At 68.6% G+C, this 19028-nt stretch carries 12 protein-coding genes; 5 read left to right on the forward strand and 7 right to left on the reverse strand.

The features are described 5' to 3' along the window. The first annotated feature begins 20 nt into the window (after positions 1–20). The 3 genes from ACAD63_RS27155 (at position 21) to ACAD63_RS27165 (ending at position 6435) form a co-directional block, all read left to right on the forward strand. Positions 21–680 (forward strand): response regulator transcription factor, encoded by a 660-nt coding sequence (locus ACAD63_RS27155; protein ID WP_135702690.1) that lies wholly within the window; start codon positions 21–23, stop codon positions 678–680. Further along, complete coding sequence (locus tag ACAD63_RS27160) at positions 677–5011, forward strand: trifunctional serine/threonine-protein kinase/ATP-binding protein/sensor histidine kinase (protein ID WP_240745793.1); 4335 nt, start codon at positions 677–679, stop codon at positions 5009–5011. Before ACAD63_RS27155 ends, ACAD63_RS27160 begins: the two co-directional genes overlap by 4 nt. 191 nt (positions 5012–5202) lie before the next feature. Then, on the forward strand, positions 5203–6435 hold the full coding sequence (locus ACAD63_RS27165) for a TetR/AcrR family transcriptional regulator (protein WP_133094675.1): 1233 nt from the start codon (positions 5203–5205) through the stop codon (positions 6433–6435). Positions 6436–6483: 48 nt separating this feature from the next. Here ACAD63_RS27165 and ACAD63_RS27170 read toward each other — a convergent pair whose 3' ends face one another. The 7 genes from ACAD63_RS27170 to ACAD63_RS27200 form a co-directional block, all read right to left on the reverse strand. Beyond that, positions 6484–7575, reverse strand: coding sequence for an ABC transporter ATP-binding protein (locus ACAD63_RS27170; protein ID WP_195429876.1), 1092 nt, complete (start codon positions 7573–7575; stop codon positions 6484–6486). Continuing rightward, positions 7562–8551: an ABC transporter ATP-binding protein gene (locus tag ACAD63_RS27175; protein ID WP_434034644.1), complete on the reverse strand. Its 990-nt coding sequence runs from the start codon at positions 8549–8551 to the stop codon at positions 7562–7564. The genes ACAD63_RS27170 and ACAD63_RS27175 overlap by 14 nt, the downstream gene beginning before the upstream one ends. Positions 8552–8579: 28 nt before the next feature. After that, positions 8580–10235, reverse strand: coding sequence for an ABC transporter substrate-binding protein (locus ACAD63_RS27180; RefSeq protein WP_135703939.1), 1656 nt, complete (start codon positions 10233–10235; stop codon positions 8580–8582). A 135-nt stretch (positions 10236–10370) separates the two neighbouring features. After that, positions 10371–11297, reverse strand: a complete 927-nt coding sequence (locus ACAD63_RS27185; protein ID WP_135702684.1) for an ABC transporter permease — start codon at positions 11295–11297, stop codon at positions 10371–10373. Continuing rightward, positions 11297–12253: an ABC transporter permease gene (locus ACAD63_RS27190; RefSeq protein WP_434034645.1), complete on the reverse strand. Its 957-nt coding sequence runs from the start codon at positions 12251–12253 to the stop codon at positions 11297–11299. The genes ACAD63_RS27185 and ACAD63_RS27190 overlap by 1 nt, the downstream gene beginning before the upstream one ends. A 246-nt stretch (positions 12254–12499) precedes the next feature. Continuing rightward, complete coding sequence (locus ACAD63_RS27195) at positions 12500–13639, reverse strand: acyl-CoA dehydrogenase family protein (protein WP_434034646.1); 1140 nt, start codon at positions 13637–13639, stop codon at positions 12500–12502. 45 nt (positions 13640–13684) lie between these two features. After that, positions 13685–14869, reverse strand: coding sequence for an acyl-CoA dehydrogenase family protein (locus ACAD63_RS27200; RefSeq protein WP_434034647.1), 1185 nt, complete (start codon positions 14867–14869; stop codon positions 13685–13687). Between the two features lie 535 nt (positions 14870–15404). On the opposite strand from ACAD63_RS27200, the gene ACAD63_RS27205 reads away from it, so the two are divergent. Next, positions 15405–16757: an MFS transporter gene (locus ACAD63_RS27205; RefSeq protein ID WP_135702676.1), complete on the forward strand. Its 1353-nt coding sequence runs from the start codon at positions 15405–15407 to the stop codon at positions 16755–16757. A 51-nt stretch (positions 16758–16808) separates the two neighbouring features. Next, the gene (locus tag ACAD63_RS27210) at positions 16809–18890 is read left to right on the forward strand and encodes a 3-hydroxyacyl-CoA dehydrogenase NAD-binding domain-containing protein (RefSeq protein ID WP_434034648.1); all 2082 of its coding nucleotides are present in this window, start codon (positions 16809–16811) and stop codon (positions 18888–18890) included. Positions 18891–19028: the final 138 nt, after the last annotated feature.

Raw genomic sequence — 19028 nt, forward strand, 5'->3', positions numbered from 1 at the left:
CGCGCCCTGGAGAGCAGACCGTGACATCCCCAAGCCTGGAGCCTGCCGACGACAGTGCCTGCGATGACGCGACCGTACTGGTCGTCGACGACGATGCCGGCGTGCGCCATGCGCTCGGCAACCTGTTCCGCTCGGTCGGCCTGAGCGCGGTGCTGTTCGAGTCCGCCGCCGAGCTGCTGGCCTTTCCGTTGCCCGATACTCCATGCTGCCTGGTGCTCGACGTCAGGCTGCGCGGCCCCAGCGGCCTGGACCTGCAGGGCCGGCTGGCGCGCATGGGCGTGCCGCTGCCGATCATTTTCATGACGGGCTACGGCGACATCGCCATGAGCGTGGCCGCGATGAAGGCCGGCGCCGTGGACTTTATTCCCAAGCCGTGCCGCGACCAGGACCTGCTCGACGCGGTGAGCGCCGCGCTGGCCAGGGACCGCCTGCGCCGCAAAGGCGCGCGCAAGGCCGACGAATTGCGCGCCAGCTACGAGACCCTTTCGCCACGCGAGGCCGAGGTCATGGGCCTGGCGGTGTCCGGCCTGCTGAACAAGCAGATCGCGGCCGAAATCGGCATCAGCGAGGTGACGGTCAAGATCCATCGCGGGCAGGCCATGCGCAAGATGAAGGCGCGCACCTTTGCCGAGCTGGTGCTGATGGCACAGCAGCTGGGCCTCTGCCAGGCCGGCCAGTGACGGGTAAGCCGGCGCCACCGGCGCTGCAAGTCCCGGCGCGCCTGGTAGGGCGCGCCCGCGAGATGGCGCTGCTGGCCGATGCGCTGGGACGCGTGTGCCTGAGCGGCAAGTCCGAGCTTGTGCTGGTCGCCGGCGGTGCCGGCACCGGCAAGTCCGCGCTGGCCAATGCCTTCTCGCGCCAGGCCGCGGCGCAGACCGGCGCCCGCATTGCCGCCGGCAAGAGCGACCAGCTCCAGCTCGATATTCCGTATGCGCCGGTGGCGCAGGCCATCCTCGGGCTTACGCTTGGCTTGCTGGATGCGCCGCCGGCCACGCTGGCGCCGCAGCGCGAGCGCTGGCTGGGCATGCTGGCGGGCCAGGGCCGGGTGGTTGCCGAACTGGTGCCGGAGGCCGAACAGGTGCTGGGCCGCACGGCGCCGCTGGCCAACGTGCCGGCACAGCAGGCGCAGGCCCGCGCACTCGGGGCACTGCTGGCCACCTTTTCCGCCTTTGCCGCGCCGGGCCAGCCGCTGGTACTGTTCTTCGACGACCTGCAGTGGGCCGACGCGTTCACCGTCGCGCTGCTGGAAGCCTTCACGGTGCAGCGTCCGGGCGGCATCCTGCTGATCGCCGCGTACCGGGACCACGGCCAGGACGTCGAGCAACGCTTCTCGTGGCTGCTGCATGCCAATCGCGGCGGCGCGCTGGCGGTCACGCGCATCCCCGTCAGGCCGCTGGCGCCCGCTGACCTGGCCGAGCTGGTCGGCGCCGCGCTCGACGAGCCGCCCGCGCGTATCGCGGCGCTGGCGCACGCCGTGCACGACCGGACCGCGGGCAACCCGTTCTTTTCCTACCAGTTGCTGCGCACGCTGGTCGACGACGGCGTACTGACCAGGCAGGCCTGCGGCACCGGCTGGGACTGGCATGCCGCCGAGGTCGACGACCAGCATTACACCGGCAACGTCGTCGACCTGATGATCCGGCGTTTTGCCAGGCTGCCCCGCGCCGGTACCGGACTGCTGCAGCAGCTGGCCTGCGTCGGGCTGCGCGCCGACGCCGGCCTGCTCGCCCGCGTGGCCGGCGTCAGCGCCGCACAGCTGGCCAGCCAGCTGCAGCCGTTCGTCGAGGCCGGCTTGCTGGTGCAGGCGCCGTGCGGCTACGCGTTCCAGCACGACCGCATACTGGAATCCGCGTATTCGATGATCGAGCCGCATGCGCGCCCCGCCGAGCACGCGCGCATCGCGCGGATCATGATTGAGCACTGGCGCGGCCAGCTGGCGGACCATGCGTTCGAGATCTGCAACCAGATCGAGCGCGTAGCCGTCCGGGCCAGCCAGGCGTTGCCGATGCCGCAGCGGGTGGCCTTCGTCGAGGTGCTGCTGGTGGCGGGGCGGCGCGCCTGGCGCTCGGGCGCGATCGGGCAGGCGCTGCACTACATGGACACGGCCCAGGCGCTGATGCAGCCGGACTGGTGGGAAGCGCACTATGGCCTGGCCTACGCCGCCAACCTGCTGCGTTGCGAATGCCTGCTGGCGCAGGCCCGGCTCGATGCCGCGTCGGAGGGCATCGATGCACTGCTCGCTCGCGCGCATGACGCGCTCGACCAGGCCGCCGTGTACCGCCTGCGCGCCAGCCTGCAGACCGTGCGCTCGGACTACGAAGGCGCGATCAATGCGGCCTTGTCTGGCCTGGCGCTGCTCGATGTACACCTGGAGCGCGCGCCGTCGTCGCAGCGCATGCGCGACGCTTACGACGCCGTGCGCGCCGCGCTCGGCACGCGCCCGATCGCCACCCTGGCGTCGCTGCCCGCCACCGATGACCCGCGCATCCATGCCGTGATGGGGCTGCTGTCCACGCTGATTTCTTCGCTGTTCGTGCGCGATGGCATCAGCTTCCTGCATGTGGCCAAGATGGTCGAGCTGACCCTCGACCATGGCGCCACGCCGGAGTCTCCGTACGGCCTGTCATGGTTCGGCGTGTTTATCGCCAGCCTGTACGAGGCGTACGAGGACGGGCTCGCATACGGGCAGGCGGCGATGGCGCTGATCGACCACCATGGCTATGAAGCGGGACGCATCGCGACGCTGGTCGCCGTGGACCAGGTCAGCGCCTGGACGCGTCCGCTGTCGTATGCGCTGAGCCACGCGCAGCAAGCCGTGACGCTTGGGCGCGCCTCCGGCGACATCGGCATGGCCTGCTATGCCTGCAACCATATCGCGTCCGACCTGCTGGTCATGGGGGAGCACCTGTGCCTGGTGGCGGAAGAGATCGCGCGCGGCCTGGCGCTGACGCGCCAGGTCCAGTACCGGGACATCGAGCTGATTTTGCATTCGCAGCTGCATTTCGTGCAGCGGCTGCGTGTTGGCGACGAACGCGGCGACGAACGTGGCGAGGGCGGCGAAGGTGTCGAAAGCAGCAGCTGGCAGGAGGACGCCGCACACTGCGGCACCGCCGCGCAGCGGCTGGCACGCAGCAACTCGTTGCCGACCCGCTTCTGGATCTACCTGTACGACGGCATGGCCGCGGTGTTCCTCGGTCAGTTTGCGCAGGCGGTGCACAGCCTGCGCCAGGCCGAGACACTGATCTGGTCCGCGCCCGCGCATATCAATGTGGCCGACTGCCGCCTGTTCCTCGGCATTGCGCTGGCGCACGCGCAGGCACCGCAGGCGGCCGCCGACATTGCGGCACACCGCGCCTGCTTCGCGCGCTGGGCAGCGCTCAATCCGCTGACGTTCCGCAACAAGCTGCTGCTGGTCGATGCCGCGCTGGCCCAGGCGGATGGCGATCCGCTGCGCGCGCTGGCCTGCTACGAGCAGTCGGCCGAGGCGGCAGCTGCAGCGGGCTTCGTGCATGAGCAGGCGCTGGCGCATGAACTGGCCGGCATGCTGTGCGCCCGGCACGACCTGCATACGGCGGCCCGGCAGCACCTGGCGCTGGCGCGCGCGTGCTACCAGCGCTGGGGCGCCGAACACAAGGCGACGCTGCTGGCCGCGCAGTATCCGCAGCTCGGTGCACCCGTGGCCGACGGCACGCCGGCACCGCCGGCCGCCAGCTGGGAACTCGGCCGGCAGGCGGCGCGTGCGTTGTCCAGCGAGATCGTGATGGATCGGCTGGTCGAGAGCCTGCTGAGCACCGTGATCCTGCACGCGGGCGCCCGCTACGGGCTGCTGGTGCTGATGCGGGATGACGAGCCGATGATCGAGGCCTCGGGCCGGGTGCTCGACGACAGGGTGACGGTGGCACTTGGCTCGGCGCCGCCTACCGAGCACGCGCTGCCGCTGGCGGTGCTCAACAGCGTGCTGCGCACGCGCCAGACGCTGGTGCTAGCCGACGCCATGGTCGACGCACCGTCGATCCGCACCAGGGCCGCCATCGACAGCGGCGTGCGCTCGGTGCTGTGCCTGCCGCTGGTGCGTGGACAAAGCCTGATCGGCGCGGTCTACCTGGAGAACAACAACGCTCCGGGCGTGTTCGGCGCGAACCATGTCGCCGAACTGGAGATGCTGGCGCCGCAGGTCGCGATCTCGCTGGAAACGGCGCGGCTGTACGAGCAGCTGATCGGCGAGAACAACCGCCGCGTGGCCGCCGAGATCGGCCTGCGCGATGCGCGCGCCGAGCTGGCCCGCACCTCGCACCTGACCGTGATGGGAACGCTGGCGGCATCGATCGGCCATGAAGTCAACCAGCCGCTGACAGCCATTGTCGCCACCGCCGATGCCAGCGTGCGCTGGCTGAAGCGGCCGCAGCCGGAGTTCGGAGAGGCGCTGGAGGGCCTTGCCTTTATCCGCCAGCATGCGCTGCGCGCCGCCGACATCGTGCGTGCGCTGCGCGCGCTGGCGCGGCAGGCGCCGGCGGTGCTCGCGCCGCTTTCTCCGGACGAGGTACTGCGCGAGGTGCTGGAGATGGTGCGGCCCGATCTGGACGCGCACCACGTCAGGGCCGTGACCCGGCTGACTGCCGGCGCCACGCAGGTGGAAGCGGACCGCGTACAGCTCCAGCAGGTGGTGCTCAACCTGGTCACCAACGCGCTCGACGCCATGGCCGGCACGCCGGTCGAGCAGCGCGAGCTGCTGGTGGCTTCGTACCGCGAGCAGGAGGCCCAGGAGATGGTGGTGGTCAGCGTGCAGGATCACGGGACCGGCATTGCCGAAGATGTGCTGCCGCGCGTCTTCGATGCCTTCTTCACCACCAAGGACGACGGCATGGGGATGGGGCTTGCGATCTGCCGCTCGATCGTCGAGGCGCACGGCGGTACGCTGGTGGCCAGGCGCCGCCGCAGTGGCGGCAGCGAGTTCATGTTCCGGCTGCCGGTGTTCCTCTCTCCGGCACCGGCTGCGGCGCACGACCCCTGACGGGCTTGCGCGGTGCATATGCTTCAGGTCTTCGGGGCCGATGCCACCAAGATGCCGAATACTGTCTGGATAATAAGGTACGTGCGGCAAAGCGGGAACATCCCGATATCTCACGCGCAAAACCCCCGCTTATAATCCCTGGTACCGTATCTTCGAAAAACCGGTCCGCCCATCCGCGCACCGGACCGCTCATGCTCACGGACCAGTCGGAAGCCAGGCAGACCCGCCGTTATGTCGAAAAGCGCGAAGGCATCCTCGATGCCGCCGCGGCGCTGTTCAACCGCAAGGGCGTGCGCGGCACGACGCTGTCGGACGTCGGCCAGCTGGTGGGGTTGAACACCAACAGCATCACGTACTACTTCCGCAAGAAGGAAGACCTGGTGCTGGCCTGCCTGATGCGCACCATCGAGGAAATGCGCGGCCTGGCCGGCGCGGCTGCGCAGCACGGCAGCGCCGGCGAGCGCGTCGCCGCCTTTATCGCGCTGTTCGTCGCGCGGCTGGCGCGCACCGCGGCGGGGGAGCGGCCGGAGCTGATGAGTTTCCGTGAGATCCGCGCGCTGCCGGCCAGCCATGCCGACGTGGCGTTCTCCGCCTACAACGACATGTTCCGGCAGATCCGCGGGCTGCTGCGCGATGCCACGCCCGCCGACCCGGCACAGCGCAGCGCGCTGAGCGCGCGGGCCCACCTGCTACTGTCACTGACCAGCGGCGCGATGAGCTGGATCGAACGCTACGAACCGGCGGACTACCCCAAGGTCGCGCAGACGCTGGCGGACATCGTGCTCAATGGCATTGCCGCGCCCGGCACCGCGTGGCAGCCGGAGCTGGATGCCGAAGCGCTGCTGCCGACGCTGGGACAGCCGGAAACAACGCAGCAGGCGTTCCTGCGCGCCGCCACCGAGCTGCTGAACGAGCAGGGCTACCGTGGCGCCTCGGCGGACCGGATCTCGGCGCGGCTGAACCTGACCAAGGGCGCGTTCTACCACCACAACGAGAACAAGGACGACCTCATCTCCGCATGCTTCGACCGCATGTCGGCGGTGATCCGCGATACCCAGACGCTGGTCGACGAGATGCCCGGCACCGGCTGGGACAAGCTGTGCGCGGTGTCGCGCGCGCTGGTGCATTACCAGTTCTCCAGCCAGGGACCGCTGCTGCGGCTGACCATCTACGGCGCGCTGCCGGAAGAGATGCGCATCGCCAAGATGCAGGACATGGCGCGTCTGTCCACGCGCTTTGTCCGCTTCCTGGTGCAGGGCATGCAGGACGGCTCGATCCGGCCGCTGGACCAGTCGATCGCCGCGCTGCAGGTGCATGGCATGATCAACGCCGCGGTCGAGCTGCGCCGCTGGGTCCGCGACGCGACCGCCGACAACGCCGCCGATCTGTTCGTGCGGCCCATGATGATGGGCCTGCTGCGCTGAACTGAGCTGAACCGGCGCGGCAGCGCCCGGGGGGTTTGCCGCGAGATGTCAGTCGTACAGGTGGCAGGCCACCATCTGGCCGTCGCCCTGGTCGCGCAGCACCGGGTCGGCGCTGCGGCACTGGGGCATGGCCGAAGGGCAGCGCGTATGGAAGCGGCAGCCCGAAGGCGGATGCATCGGGCTGGGGACTTCGCCCTGCAGCACGATGCGCTGGCGCTGGCGTTCAGCGCGCACGTCGGCCACCGGCACCGCCGACAGCAGCGCGCGCGTGTACGGGTGGCGCGGCTCCGCGTAGAGCTGGTGCCGGCTGGCGATCTCGACGATGCGGCCGAGGTACATCACCGCGATGCGGTCGCTGATATGGCGCACCACCGCCAGGTCGTGGGCGATGAACAGGTAGGACAGGCCCAGGCTGCGCTGCAGCGCCATGAACACATTGACCACCTGCGCCTGGATCGACACGTCCAGCGCCGACACCGGCTCGTCGCAGACGATCAGGCTCGGTTTCAGCGCCAGTGCGCGGGCGATGCCGATGCGCTGCCGCTGGCCGCCCGAGAATTCGTGCGGATAGCGGTCGGCCATGTAGGGCAGCAGGCCGACCATGTCGAGCAGCTCGGCCACGCGCGCCTGCAGCGCGGCACGATCGCCGGCCAGGCCGTGGACGTGCAGCGGCTCGGCGATGATGTCGCGCACCTTCATGCGCGGGTTCAGCGACGCGAACGGGTCCTGGTAGACCATCTGCACGCTGCGGCGGAAGCGCTTTTCGCGCGCGCCGCTGAAGCCGGCCAGGTCTTCGCCATCGAAGGCGATCCGGCCCGCGCTGGCGGGCAGCATCTTCATGATGGCCAGCCCGGTGGTGGACTTGCCGCAGCCGCTTTCACCCACCAGCCCCAGCGTCTCGCCGCGGCGCAGCGTGAACGAGACGCCATCGACCGCCTTGACCGAGCCGACCTGCCGCTTGAGCAGCACACCGCGCGTCACGGGGAAATGGACCTTCAGGTCTTCGACCTGGAGGATCGGGTCGCCGGCCTGGGGCGGCTGACGACTGGCCGGCGCCTCGGCGCCTGCGCTGCCATGCGTGCGATCCGTGCGCTCAGGCGGCGCGACGCTGCGCGCCAGGGGCGTGTCAATGGGCGTCATGGAGGAAGCAAGCCTTGAGGTGTTGGTCGGAAGTCCGCCCAGGAACCGCGCGCAGCTCGGGTGGCGCCTGGCGGCACTGTTCCTGCGCCAGCCGGCAGCGCGGCAGGAAGGCGCAGCCCGGGCCCAGCGCGGTCAGGTCGGGCGGCTGGCCGTCGATCGGCACCAGCGGCTGGCTGGTGTCGCCATCCAGGCGCGGCACGCATGCCATCAGGCCGCGCGTGTACGGATGCGCCGGATGGCGGTATAGCTCATCCGCGGTCGCCGTCTCCACCAGCCGCCCGCCGTACATCACCGCGACACGGTCGGCATAGCGCGCCACCACGCCAAGGTCGTGCGTGATCAGGATCAGCGCCGTGCCGGCCTGCTGCGCCAGCCCCTTGAGCAGATCCAGGATCTGCGCCTGCACGGTGACGTCGAGCGCGGTGGTCGGCTCGTCGGCGATGATCAGCTTCGGCTTGCAGGCCAGCGCCATCGCGATCATCGCGCGCTGCCGCATGCCGCCCGAGAACTGGTGCGGATAGGCGTGGACGCGGCTGCGCGGCTCCGGGATATGCACCTGCGCCAGCAATTCCGCGGCCTCTTCGTAGGCATCGCCCCAGGCGCGGCCCTGGTGCACGCGGATCGGCTCGGCGATCTGCTTGCCCACCGTCAGCGCCGGGTTCATCGACGACATCGGCTCCTGGAACACCATCGCGATGCGGTTGCCGCGAATGGCGCGCATGGCCGCCGGCTTGAGCCTGAGCAGATCCTGTCCCTCGAAACGGATCTCTCCGGACTCGATGACGCCGGGCGGCTGCGGGATCAGGCCGAGGATCGACAGCGCGGTCACGCTCTTGCCCGAACCCGACTCGCCGACGATCGCCAGCGTCTCGCCGGCGGCCACGTCGAACGAGACCCGGTCCACCGCGGTGACCACGCCGCGGTCGGTGCGGAAGCGCGTGGTCAGGTTCTTCACCTGCAGGATTGGCTCTGCCATGGTTGCGTCCCGGTTGTCGGTGGGAAGATCAGAAGCCGAGCTTCTTCTTCATCTCCTGGTCGATCCAGGCGCGCGCATAAATGGGCCCATTGCGCACCGCGCCGGCGCGCAGCTCGCCGTCGTAGTTCTTGACCCACGGCCACCACGCGGTGAACAGGTAGGGCGTCGGCAGCCAGATATACGGCGCTTCGGCCAGGATGTCGCGCGTCATGGCACGCAGCGCTTCCTGGCGCTTGCCCAGGTCGCGCATCTGGAAGGCCTGGTTGACGCGGGCATCGAACCTGGGGTCGTTCCACTGCGAGGCGTTCCACACCTGTCCGGCGACGAAGCTCTTGCGGATCGTCGTGGTCGGGTTGGTATGGCCGTTGCTCATCATGTAGCCCGGCGCATTGGTCTTGGTGGTCATCGCCGACAGGAAGGCGCCATACTCCATCGGCTGGATCTCGATGCGCACGCCTACCTGCTCCAGGTACGCTGCGATCAGCGGCAGCATTTCCATATGGTCCTGGCTGCAGGCGCAGACCTGCACCTTGAACTTGAAGCCCTTCGGGTAGCCGGCCTCGGCCAGCAGCTTCTTCGCCTTCTCCGGGTTGTAAGTGAACAGCTCCTTGACCGATTCCGGCATCGCGCTCAGCGGCTCGAAATAGCCGGTGTAGTCCGGGTGCTGCGGATAGGCGAACAACTCGGCATTGCCGCCGTAGTACTGCTTGACGATCTCCTGCTTGTTCACCGCCATGTTCAGCGCGCGGCGCACGCGGATATCGTTGAACGGCCTGGTGTCGACGCGCAGGGCCAGGTACTGCCCGGTGTAGGACAGCCAGCGGGACCACTTGAGTTGCGGCGCGCTCTTCTTCAGTTCATCGACGGCGGTCCAGCGCACCATTTCCAGCACGTCGAGCTTGCCGGTGCGCAGCATGGTGTTGCGGGTGGCCTCGTCCTTGACGGTGCGCAGCACCACCTTGTCGGCAAAGGGCAGCTTGTAGTCCTTGCCGCCGATCTTTTCGGTGTCCCAGTACTGCGCGTTTTTCGCATACGTGCTGGAATTGCCCTGCACGAACTGGGTCAGCGTGAACGGGCCGGAGCCGGTGACGTTCTTCCAGTTCGCGGCGCCCGCGGTGGCAACCTCCTTGGGCATGATGCCGGAGTAGTAGCCCCAGCCGAAGCGGTAGTCCCATTCCGCATTGAATTCCTTGAAGCGGAACACGACCGTATGCTTGTCGACGGCCTCGACCTTGCTCAGGTGGTCGAAGTAGGTGGGAATCTTCTTGGCGCTGGCGTTCTGGCGGCTGTAGCTGAACACCACGTCTTCTGCCGTCAGCTCGCGCTCTTCCATCACGCCAGGCTTGGCCGGGAAGCGTACGTTCTTGCGCAGCTTGACCTCGAGCGTAAGCGGGTCGGTCCATTTCCAGCTTTCGGCGAGTTCGCCGCGGATGGCATCCTCGGGCAGCCAGGCGTCGGCCTGGAAGGCGTACTTGCCGCCGTTGCGGCGGGCCTTGGACAGGTCGGCGGCGAAGAGCTGCTCGTAGACCTGGCCGGTGTCGTAGTTCTGCTTCCAGTTCCAGTCGCCCAGGTCCCACGACAATGCCGAGATGGTGGGGTAGACCGAGCCGACTTCAATGGTGCCGCCATATTTCGGCGCTTCCGCCTGCGCGGCCGCCGTGCCGCAGGCGAAGGCCGCGGCCATTGCCGTCGCCATCGCCACCAGGGAAGCCCCCCTCGTCATCCTGTCGTCCGTCTTCACGCTGCGCACCATCGTCTGCTCCTTTGGGGATCATGATGTGCCGGCTCGTCATGCCGGCCGCTCGTCAATCTGCTGTTCTCAGCGGCTGCCCCGCATGCGCGGGTCGAGCAGGTCGCGCAGCGCATCGCCATACACGTTGATCGCATAGACGACGATCGTCAGGCAGGCGCCCGGCGCCAGCGCCAGCCACGGGCCCTGGAACATAAAGGTGCGGCCGTCGCCTGACAGCATGCCGCCCCAGGTCGGGGCCGGCGGCGGCACGCCGAGGCCGAGGAAGGACAGGCCCGACTCCGCCAGGATCGCGGTGCCCACGCGCGTGGTGAACAGCACGATCACCGGCGGCAGCACGTTGGGCAGGATGTGGCGCCACAGGATGCGGCCCGTCGACGCCCCCATCGACTGCGCCGCATGCACGTACATGTTCTCGCGCACCGACACCACCGCGCTGCGCACGATGCGCGAGCCGCCGATGCCGAGCAGCAGGCCCAGCGTGCAGACGATCTGCCAGCTGCCCGGGCCCAGCACCGACACCACCACGATCAGGATCACCAGGTCGGGAAAGCTCATCCAGGCATCGACCATGCGCTGCACCACCAGGTCGAACTTGCCGCCCAGGTAGCCGGTCAGGATGCCCAGCGCGAGCGAGATCGCCGTGGCCAGCGTTGCCGCCGAGAGCCCTATCACTACCGACAGCCGGGCGCCGTACAGGCAGCGCGAGAACATGTCGCGGCCGAGATTGTCGGTGCCGAACGGATGCGCCCACGAGGGCGGCTGCAGCCGCGCCATCATGTTGATCTCGTTCATGCCATATGGCGCCAGCAGGTCGGCGAACACGCCGCAGAACAGGAACACCGCGCAGATCACCGCGCCGGCGGCGCCCAGGGGCTTGTCGCGGAACAGCCGCCGCAGCAGCGCGAAGCGAGGCTGGCGTTGCCGGCCGGAGCGGGGCAGGGCGCCAGGCAGGGTGGCGGAAGCGGCGTGCGGATCGACGGTCGGGGGTGCCATCAGCGGTGCCTCACTTTGGGGTCGAACAGGCCATAGCTCAGGTCGACGAGCAGGTTGATCAGCATCACCGCGACGCCGACCACGAGGAAGATGCCGGTGATCAGCGGATAGTCGCGCTGGTGCACGGCATCGAGCAGCAGCAAGCCCATGCCCGGCACCACGAAGATCTGCTCGATCACCACCGCGCCGCCGATCAGCAGCGGCGCCTGCAGGCCGACCAGCGTCACCACCGGGATCAGCGCATTGCGCAGCGCATGCCGCAGGATCACCAGCGGCTCGTTCAGGCCCTTGGCCCACGCGGTGCGGATATAGTCCTGGCGCAGCACCTCCAGCATCATGGTGCGCGTCATGCGCATAGTGATCGCCGACAGCGCCATGCCGAGCACGATGGCCGGCACCAGCATCTGCCTGACATGCTGCACGGGGTCCTCCAGGAAGGGGACGTAGCGCACTTCGGGCGACCAGCCCCACCACACCGACGGGAACACCATCACCATGGTGCCCAGCCAGAAGCTGGGCACTGCCAGCATCAGGATCGAGAAGGAACGCGCCACATAGTCCGCCGCGGTGTCCTGGCGGATCGCCGACAGCACGCCGATCGGCAGCGCCACCGTCAGCGCCACGGCCAGTGCCAGCACACCCAGCGAGAAGGTCGCGGGAATGCGCGCCATCACCATCCTCAGCACCGGCTCGCCTTGCCAGAGCGACTGCCCCAGGTCGCCATGCAGCACGATATTGCCGACCCAGTGCAGGTACTGCTCCCACATCGGGCGGTCGAGGCCGAGCGCATGGACCAGGTCTTCGCGGGTGCGCGTATCGGCGCTGATGTCGTTCTGGCTCAGCATCAGGTCGACCACGTCGCCCGGCACCAGCCGCACGATGGCGAACACGATGATGCTGGCGAAGACCAGCGTCGGCAGCAGCGCCAGCAGGCGGCGCAGGAGATAGGCGCTCATGGCCGGCCTCCGTGCATGGGCCGGCATGGTGGCGTGCCGCCAGCCATTGCGGTCGCTAGCGTGAATGCGGGGAATGCTGGTGCCCGGGGACTTGCCGACATGCTGCCTCCTTGCTGGCGGTCGGGCCGGTGCGGGCGCGTGGCGCCGCAACCGGGGCGTCCGTTGCCGCCTCAATGTTGCGTGATGTCCTGCAGGCCCCTGCGGATGGGGCCGAATCTCTCAGCTTCTCAGCCGCTCAGTAGCCGCTCAGTAGCCGCGCAGCGTGGCCCAGCGGTCGAGCTGCCAGTTCGCGTCGCCCAGCCATTCCTGCGCGGTGCGGGCGCGCTTCATGAAGAAGCCGATATCGAATTCGTCGGTCATGCCGATGCCGCCGTGCATCTGCACGCCTTCCTGCACCGCCAGCGTGGCGGTATCGCCGGCCTTGGCCTTGGCCACGCAGACCAGCGGCTCAGGACCGTCGGCGTTGCCTTCGTCGAGCCGCTGCTGGCAACGCAGCACCGCGGCGCGCGCCAGTTCGATCTCGGCAAAGAGATGCACGGCGCGGTGCTGCAGCGCCTGGAATTCGCCGATGGCCTTGCCGAACTGCCTGCGTTCCTTCAGGTACGCCAGCGTGCGCGCGAACGAGGAATCGGCGATGCCGAGCAGTTCCGACGACAGCACCGCGCGGGCGATGTCCAGCACGCGCTCCAGCATTTGCGCCCCGGTACCCTCGTCGCCCAGCAGGGCGTCGGCCGGCACCCGCGCGGCGTCGAAGACGATGCGCGCGGCATTGGTGGCATCGGCCAGCACGGACCGTTCCACCTGTACGCCGGCGTGGTCGCGCGGGACCAGGAACAGCGAGACGCCGTCGCTCGCCCCGGCGGCGCCCGTGCGCGCGGCGACCACCAGCGTATCGGCCACATGGCCATCGACCACGAAGACCTTGCTGCCATCAAGCACATAGCCGTCCGCGTCGCGCCGCGCCTGCGTGGCGATGCGCTCGGGCCGGTGCCGGGCAGTTTCATCCAGCGCCAAAGCCATCAGGTGCCGGCCCGCGGCGAGCGCCGGCAGCAGCGCGCTGCGCTGGCTGTCGTTGCCGTACAGGCCGACCAGCGATGCGCCAAGCACGGCGGTGGACAGGAAGGGCAGCGGCGCGAGCGTGGTGCCGATCGCTTCCGCGATCACGCCGGCCTCGACCGCGCCGAGACCGCTGCCGCCGTAGGCCTCGTCGATCATTACCCCGGCAAAGCCCAGCGCGGCGCAGCGCTGCCACAGCTCGCGCGAGAAGCCGACGGGGTCGCGGGTGTCGCGCAGCCTGCGCAGCGCGGAGATCGGGGCGTTCTCTTGCAGGAACGTCATGGCGCTGTCGCGCAGCATCTCCTGCGTGTCGGTCAATACGATGGGCATGGCGGCGTCTGGCAGATGTTGGGTCGTGGAGGATGGCGCGGCGGCTCAGGCGCCGGGCAGGCCGAGCAGGCGCTTGGCGACGATATTGAGCTGGACCTCGGTGGTGCCGCCCTCGATCGAATTCGCCTTGGTGCGCAGCCATGCCCGCGCCAGCGCGCCTTCCTGGCTGCGCGGGCCTTCCCATTCGAGTGCATCGGTGCCGCCGACCGACATCAGCAGCTCGTAGCGCCGCTTGTTCAGTTCCGCGCCGTAGTACTTCAGCACGGACGAGAACGCGGCCATGCCTTCGCCTTGCCGCGCCAGGTCGCGGGCGCGCTCGCCGGCCGCGGCGAAGGCGGCCTCGTCGACCTCGAAGCGGGCGATCTGCGCGCGCAGCACCGGGTCGTCGAGCCGGTGGCGCTCGTCCACGCCAATTGCCTTGGCGGCATGGCGCCCCAGCGGCTGGCGGAAGCCGCGGCTGCCGATCGCGCTGATCATCTCGCGCTCATGCGTCAGCAGGTACTTGGCGATGGCCCAGCCACCGTTAAGCTCGCCGACCAGCTGGTGGCGCGGCACCTTGACGTCGTCGAAGAAGGTCTCGCAGAAGGGCGACTTGCCGGAGATCAGCACGATCGGGCGGGTCGAGACGCCCGGCGACGCCATGTCGAACAGCAGGAAGCTGATGCCGGTGTGCTTCTGCGCCGCGAAATCGGTGCGCACCAGGCAGAAGATCCAGTCGGCCTTGTCGGCATACGAGGTCCAGATCTTCTGGCCGTTGACCACAAAATGGTCGCCGTGCTCTTCGGCGCGCGTCTGCAGCGCGGCCAGGTCGGAGCCGGCGTTGGGTTCGGAATAGCCCTGGCACCAGCGGATTTCGCCGCGCGCAATCCTGGGCAGGTGTTCGCGCTTCTGCGCCTCGGTGCCGTATTTCAGCAGCGCGGGCCCGAGCATGGAGATGCCGAAGCTCTGCAGCGGCACGCGGCAGTGCAGCCGCTGCATCTCGGCGCGCAGCACCCGTGCCTCGGCCGCGCTCAATCCGGCGCCGCCATACTCGCGCGGCCATTCCGGCACGGTCCAGCCCTGTTCAGCCATCCGCTGCAGCCACAGCCGCTGCGCCTCGGACTGGTAGCGGAACTTGTGGCCGCCCCAGCAGATGTCGTCCTCGTCCTGCATCGGCAGGCGCATCTCAGGGGGGCAATTGGCCTCCAGCCAGGCGTGTGCCTGCTGCCGGAACGTTTCCAGTGCGTCCAAGCTCGTCTCCTAGTTGTGCGCCTGTGGGCCCGTGTCCTGCGCTGTTGCCTGGCGGCCGGCAGAATCAGGGGCACTGCAACAGCAGTCTTGGTTTTCGAAAAACGGTCGACAGCTACGCAGCGGCAGGAACTTTTATACAAGCGGCTTCTGGCATCGTCAATACTCCAAAACCTAAAATGGACGGCAGAGCGCTGTCATCAGGAAATGGAGGGAAGAGCCACGATGGGACTGGAAGCAGCCACGGCAAAGGCATCGCCGCGCTAATGCCGTGCAGCAAACGTGCACGAGCATGCGGAATTTTCATGGCATGTATGGCCAAAATCGCGGGACTCGTGCCGCATTGCGACCGCCTTGGAAGGGCTCGCCTCCCCGCTTTCGATGCCAGCTCGCCGCCTCGATTCCCTAGTTTCGAAACTGCTCAATGTCGCCATGCTCGAACAACGAACGCATGTGCTAGCATTTATCGCAGCCATACCAAAAATACGAAAAAACATCCGGCATCGACCATTGGGCCGGACCCACAGCGGGAGACAACGTGACAACGCAGGCCGGCATAAGCGGCGCGCTGCTGGGCGAAGCCGCGGAGGCGGAGCAGCAGCGCGCCGAACAGCATTTCCGCGACCATGTCGACCGCCACCTGCCGCGCAACGCGAAGGCGTTCCTGATTCATGGGATGCTTGGCATGACCGGTTTCCGGCTGGTGACCGCGCCCACCTTCGTGCCCGCTTACCTGTACCTGCTGTCGGGTTCGAAACTCACCGTCGGCCTCGTGCTCGCGGCCCAGTATGCCGGCATGGCAGCCTCGTCGATCTGGGGCGCGACGCTGATCGAGCATCGCCAGCGCGTGATGCCGCTGATCTATCTGGTGGGCTGGCTGGTGCGCGGCCAGATCCTGGGGCTGGGGCTGTCGGCGCTGCTGCTGAGCGGGCGCGGCGCGCTGGTGGCCGCGGCGGCTTTCCTGCTGCTGTTCGGGCTGCTCAACGGCGTGCAGAACGTCAGCTTCAACTACCTGACCTCCAAGATCATCCCGCTGGCACGGCGCGGGCGGCTGACTGCGCTGCGCAATTTCTTCGGCGGCCTCACCGCGGCGGCGGTGGCGTGGATGGGCGGGCGCTACCTGGTCGGCAACGATGTGTTCGGCAACGGCTATGCCGCCACCTTCCTGGCCGCCTTCGTGCTGACCAGCCTGGGGATCTCGGCGCTGGCGGGCATGCGCGAGCCGGCGCTGCACGACGTGCGCGTGCGCGCGGGCTTCGGCCGGCGCGTGCGTGAGTTGCCGGCGCTGCTGGCAGCCGACCGGGATTTCGTGCGCTTTTTCCTGGCGCGGGCACTGGTGGCACTGGGCATGATGGCGATGCCGTTCTATGCGATCTACGCCGGCCGGCTGCTGGGGCTGGATGGCGCCACGCTCGGGTACCTGAGCCTGGCCTACCTGCTGGCGCAGACGGGCAGCAATCTCGCCTGGGGCCGCGTCGCAGACAGGCATGGCTACCGGGTGGTGTTCCTGGCCAGTATCGCCACGTGGGTCGCCGCCACGGCGTGGCTGCTGGAGTGCGCCACGCTGCCGGGCTTCCTGCTGGCGTTCTGCGGGCTGGGCGCGGGCTTCGGCGGCCTCTTTATCTCGGCGGACAACCTGGTGATGGAGTTCGGGGCGCGCAAGGACCGGCCGATGCTGCTCGCGGTTTCCGACACGGCCACGTTCAGCATGATGGCCGTCGGTCCGGTGATCGGCGGGCTGCTAGCCCAGTCGGTGCACTTCCCGCTGGTCTTCGTCGTGGCCATCGCGGTCAAGCTGGCCGCCTTCGTACTGGCATTTCGCATTGCCGATCCGCGCTCGCGCCGGAACCGGCCGGACCACACCGACGACGTGGCCGGGCTGCGTGACTGAGGCATGCCTGGCCAGCCGATTCCCCTTTCCCCGAAAGTTCAAGGAGCTTGCATGACCGCCATCAACGCAGTCACCAGCCTGGCCGTGGACGGCAATATCGCCGTGCTGACCGTCGATTCGCCGCCCGTCAACGCGCTGTCCGCCGCGGTGCGCGCCGGCGTCCTGCAGGGAATCGAGCGCTGCATCGCCGATCCGGCTGTGCAGGGCATCGTGCTGGCCTGTGCCGGCAAGACCTTCATTGCCGGCGCCGATATCACCGAGTTCGGCAAGCCGTTCGTGCCGCCCGGGCTGCCCGAGGTGCAGGCTGCCATCGAGAACAGCCCCAAGCCCGTGGTCGCCGCCATCCACGGCACCGCGCTCGGCGGCGGGCTGGAGGTGGCGCTGGTATGCCATTACCGCATTGCCGCGCGCAGCGCGAAATGCGGCCTGCCCGAAGTCCATCTCGGGCTGTTGCCAGGCGCAGGCGGCACGCAGCGGCTGCCCCGGCTGGTCGGCGCGGAAAGGGCGCTGGAAATGGTCGCCTACGGCACCCATGTGCCCGCGCCCGAGGCCGCCGAGATGGGCCTGCTCGACACGCTTGCCGACGATGCCACGCTGCGCGCCGATGCGATCGCCTTCGCGCGCCGGATCGTCGAGGAGCAGCGGCCGCTGCGCAAGGTGCGCGACCTTGACGACAGGATCGCCCCCGCGCGCGGTCAGGGCGAACTGTTCGCCGCCTTCCGCAAGGCCAACGCGCGCCGCTTCCGCGGCTTCGAGGCGCCCGAGGCCAATATCCGCTGCATCGAGGCGGCGGTCGAACTGCCCTTTGACGAAGGGCTGCGGCGCGAGCGCGAGCTGTTCCAGGCGTTGATGGGGGGCACGCAGTCCGCCGCGCAGCGCTACGTCTTCTTTGCCTCGCGCCAGGTCTGGAACGTGCCCGACATCGGCGCCGATGTGCCGGCTACCCCCGTGGCCAGGGTCGGCATCGTCGGCGCAGGCACCATGGGCGGCGGCATCGCCATGAACTTCCTCAACGCAGGCATGCCGGTCACCATCGTCGAGACCACGCAGCAGGCGCTCGACCGCGGGCTGCGCACCATCCGCGCGAACTACGACAACACCATGAAGAAGGGGCGCCTGGGCGCCGCCGAGGTCGAGGCACGCATGGCGCTGCTGACGCCCACGCTGGACCTGCAGCAACTGGCCGAAGCCGACCTGGTGATCGAAGCCGTGTTCGAGAACATGGAAGTCAAGAAGGAGCTGTTCGGCCGGCTCGACCGGATCGTGAAGCCGGGCGCCATCCTGGCCACCAATACCTCGGCGCTGGATGTCGACGAGATCGCCGCGGCCACGTCGCGTCCCGAAGCCGTGATCGGGCTGCATTTCTTCTCGCCGGCCAATGTGATGAAGCTGCTGGAAGTGGTGCGCGGCGAGAAGACCGCGAAGCCCGTGGTGCGCACGTCGATGGAACTGGCCCGCAAGATCTGCAAGGTCGCGGCGCTGGTGGGCGTCTGCCCCGGCTTCGTCGGCAACCGGATGCTGGCGCAGCGGCAGCGCGAGGCGCAACGGCTGGCGCTGGAGGGTGCGCTGCCGTGGGACATCGACCGCGTGCTGTATGACTTCGGCTTCCCGATGGGCCCGTTCGCGATGAGCGACCTGGCGGGACTGGACCTGGGCTGGCTGCGCGAGCGTTCGACCGGATCGACGCTGCGCGAGATCCTTTGCGAGATGGACCGGCGCGGCCAGAAGACCGGCGCGGGCTACTATGACTACGACGCGCAGCGCAACGCGCGGCCGTCGCCGGTGGTGGAGCGGGTGATCCGCGACTTTGCCACGCGCCAGGGCCGCACCCGCCGCGCGGTATCCGACCAGGAAATCCTGGAGCGCTGCGTTTTCCCGATGATCAACGAGGGCGCGAAGATCCTGCAGGAGGGCAAGGCGCTGCGGGCGTCCGATATCGATGTGATCTGGAACAACGGCTATGGCTGGCCGGTATACCGGGGCGGCCCGATGTTCTATGCCGACACCATCGGGCTGGACAAGGTGGTGCGCACGCTGCGGCAGTACGAGGAAATGCTCGGCGAGGAGTTCCGGCCCGCGCCGTTGCTGGCGGACCTGGCGGCGCGCGGCAAGCGGTTTGCCGATCTGAAGTAGCCATCAGCCATCGGGCATAGGACAGGCCCGGACGGGCGCAGCCGTGCACGGCAGTGCACACGGCTGCGCCCGTCTTTGTTTTGCAGGGCGCGATGTAACGTGGAGTGAGCTATCAATCCCTCCTAGAATGCACTGACA

Source organism: Cupriavidus sp. a3 (assembly GCF_051015765.1).
GTDB lineage: Bacteria > Pseudomonadota > Gammaproteobacteria > Burkholderiales > Burkholderiaceae > Cupriavidus > Cupriavidus oxalaticus_A.